A 754-nucleotide genomic window follows, 5' to 3' on the forward strand; every position below is an offset into this window, starting at 1 on the left:
ATACCTATCCTCATATTGCTTCTTATTTGGATTAAAGGCATTTGTGTTATCTAGGCTTGTATTATAAAAGCTACTTTGCTTTATAAAATTTGTTGCTAGCTCTATATTATATAGATCGTTTGAGCTTAGACTTTGTCTATATGTTTCATTAAATGATTTATCCGTTAAAGATACCGCTGCTTTTGCTAGGATAGATTTTGCTTCATCGTCGCTATAAATTTTATTTGTTGTAGTTTGAAGCTTTGACTTAAAGCTTGCTATATTGTTTTTATTGTTTATAAAGTCTATCTCTCTTTGATGAAGCTGTCTATTATAAGTATCTGCGCTTGTGGTTATTTTATAGCCTGTGTTTGCTCCTTTATCTCCATTAGCTATACCTCCAGCTATTATGCCTATTAACTGAGATGCTAGTAGGCGTTTGTTGTTATAGGCTTCTATCTCTTTAGTACTCATATTTGATGTATCTTTATGTAGTGCAGAAGAGATTGCTTCATTTACAGCCCCACTTAATGCACCGGCTGCAACGTTTTCATGAGATAGTTTTGCTGAGAGTGCTCCTACGGCTGAGTGAAGAGCTATCTTACCTAGACCTGATTCTTTAAATAGTGAGTTAGAGTTTATATTTGATTCACTACTTGAGTAGTTTCCTACTGCCTTGTAAGCATTGTCTGTTGCTTTAGAGATTAAATTTGATAGTAGTGCATCTTTAAAGTTTGTTTTATAGATGGCAGAGTTTATTGCTGCGTTTGACGTA

General features: G+C 34.1%; 1 protein-coding gene. It reads right to left on the reverse strand.

The annotated features are described in order from the left end of the window. On the reverse strand, nucleotides 1-754 hold a 754-nt coding region (locus CYP54_RS08995), incomplete at both ends, for a DUF637 domain-containing protein (RefSeq protein ID WP_181001568.1).

This window comes from Campylobacter concisus (assembly GCF_002914005.1).
Classification (GTDB): Bacteria; Campylobacterota; Campylobacteria; order Campylobacterales; family Campylobacteraceae; genus Campylobacter_A; species Campylobacter_A concisus_N.